A 2,429-nucleotide genomic window follows, 5' to 3' on the forward strand; every position below is an offset into this window, starting at 1 on the left:
GGCAAAGCGATAGGAAAAAACATGGCAGTCCAGGCGGTGCAAATTGCTGCGGTGACCGGCTCGCCCGATGGCCAGTCCTCCCATCCGGCCACCGTCGTCGCCATCGATGCCTACACGGCGCGGCTCCACACCAGCTTGGAAGCGGTGAGGCCGCTCTGGCTGCGCCTCCAGGCGGACGGTGTGTGCACCGCCCACCAGAATTATGCCTGGGCCGAGGGGATCGTCGCGCGGCTAATGCCGGAAGGTGCGGAACTGCTCATCGTGGAGGTAAACGATGCCGTGACGGGCGCGCCGCGAATGCTGGTGCCGCTGATACGGCGGCCGGCCTTCCGCCATCGGGTGATCGAATGGCTGAGCTGTGGCGTTTGCGACTATTCGGCACCGCTGCTGGCAGATGCCAGCCCGTGGACGATGCAATCGGCGCAGGCCGCGTGGGCTGCGGTGCGTTCCGTGCTGCCGCCGGCGGACCGCATCCAGATCACGGGAATTCCGCAATCGATCAGCGGCGTCACCAACCCTCTGGCCTTGCTCGCAGCCACGCGCGATTCCCTGCATACCAGCTTCGGCCTCGCCATCGACGGCGACCCGGAAACCGTGCTCAAGCGCCTATGCCGGCCATCCTTCGTCAAGGCCTTCAACAAGGACTGGCGCCGCCTCGAACGGCTTGGCGACGTGGAACTGGTCGAAGCCAACACGCCGGCCCTGGTGGAGGTCATCTTCGGCGGCCTGGTCCGGATGCGGCTCAGCCGCTTTCGCGAACTGGGCCGCTTCGACCTGCTGACGCAGGCGACGGCTGTCGACTTCTATCGAAACGCCGCTCTCGAGGGCCTGTCGGATGGGTCGGTGCGGCTCTTCGGGTTGCGTGTTGGTGAAGCTCTGATCGCCGTACAATACCTGCTGATCCATCAAGTCACCGTTCATGCTCTGCTGATCTCAATCGATCAGGGCGCGGTGCCCAATGTCTCGCCGGGACTTCTGATCATGGGCAAGTTGATGAGCTGGGCGCGCGGCCGCGGTTTCGATTATTTCGACCTGTCGGTCGGCAACCAGAGTTACAAGGAACATATGGGTGCCGTGGGTTCGGGCCTGCGCGAGCTTTGCCACGGGATTACGGTGCGAGGCAGCGCCGTGAGCGCAGCCATCGAGGTCCGCAACCGGACCGAGGTGTTCGTGCGCTCCAAACCTCGGCTGCTGAAGAGGCTCCAGGGACTGATGCGGGACTTGCGGCGCCTGCGTGGGGGATCGGAATGACGGGAGAAGCATGTGGCAAGCTACGCGGCGCGAACGACTCCGATAAGGGATTTGCCCGGTGGGCGGTTTTCCCCGACTGTCGCCAACGCTGATGCAACCGCGCACTTCACGGCTCGGCTGCACACCAGTTTCGATACCGTAAGGCTGCTATGGCTGCTGCTTGAGGCGCACGGCGTCTGCACTGCCCATCAGCACTATGCCTGGGTCGAAGGAATCGCCGCACGGCTGATGCCCAAGGACGCGGACCTGGTCGTCATCGAGGTGAGTGACGCCATGACCGGCGCGCCGGCCATGCTGCTGCCGCTGATGCGGCGCCGGGCCCTCGGCCACCACGTCATCGAATGGCTGAGCTGCCGCGTGTGCGACTACTCGGTGCCGCTGCTGGCGGATGGGAGAGCGTGGACCAGGCAGAGTGCCGACGCCATGTGGGCGGCGGTCCGTGCCGTTCTGCCACCGGCGGATCGCATCCATATCGCGGGGATCCCGCAGCAGATCCACGGCCTCGTCAATCCGCTGGCACTGCTTTCGGTGGCGCGCGACTCCATCCAGGTCACCTCCGGCCTCGTCCTGCACGGCGACCCGGAGACGCTCATCAAGCGGATCTGCAAGCCGTCCTTTGCCAAGGCCTTCCGCAAGCATTGCCGCGGCTTCGAACAGCTTGGTGGCCTCGCTCTGGTCGAGGCCGACACGCCTGATCTGACCGAGGAGCTCCTGGATGTGCTGCTGGAATTGCGGCTGAAGCGTTTTCGTGAGCTTGGGCGTTTCGACCTCCTGACGCAGGTCCCGGTCGTCGATTTCTACCGCGCCGCGGCGCTGCAAGGCCTGTCCAATGGATCTGTGCGGCTCTTCGGTCTACGCGTCGGTGAAGCCTGGCTCGCCTCCATCTATGTGCTGGTCAGAAAAGGCACACTTCACGCCCTCCTGCTGGGCATCGACCAGAACGCGGTCGCCAATGTCTCACCCGGCCTGACGACGATGGGCAAGCTGATGATGTGGGGATGCGAGCGGGGCTTCGACTATTTCGACCTGTCGGTCGGCGGCCAGGGCTACAAGCAACATATTGGTGCCGCGAGTTCGGTTTTGGCCGAGATCTGCGAACCGGTGACGGTGCGGGGCAGGGCTGCGAACGCAGCCATTCTGTTGCGCAGCCGGGTCGAAGGCATGACGCGGTCGCGCCC

The 2,429-nt window shown here is 64.8% G+C and carries 2 protein-coding genes; both read left to right on the forward strand.

What is annotated here, in order from left to right; translation table 11 throughout:
• Positions 1–21: 21 nt before the first annotated feature.
• The gene (locus EN879_RS32140) at positions 22–1,251 is read left to right on the forward strand and encodes a GNAT family N-acetyltransferase (protein WP_063168634.1); all 1,230 of its coding nucleotides are present in this window, start codon (positions 22–24) and stop codon (positions 1,249–1,251) included.
• Positions 1,252–1,263: 12 nt separating this feature from the next.
• Positions 1,264–2,429: GNAT family N-acetyltransferase (locus tag EN879_RS32145; RefSeq protein ID WP_127274530.1), on the forward strand; the 1,166-nt coding region annotated here is incomplete at its 3' end.

This window comes from Mesorhizobium sp. M7A.F.Ca.AU.002.02.1.1, assembly GCF_003998535.1.
Lineage (GTDB): Bacteria > Pseudomonadota > Alphaproteobacteria > Rhizobiales > Rhizobiaceae > Mesorhizobium > Mesorhizobium ciceri.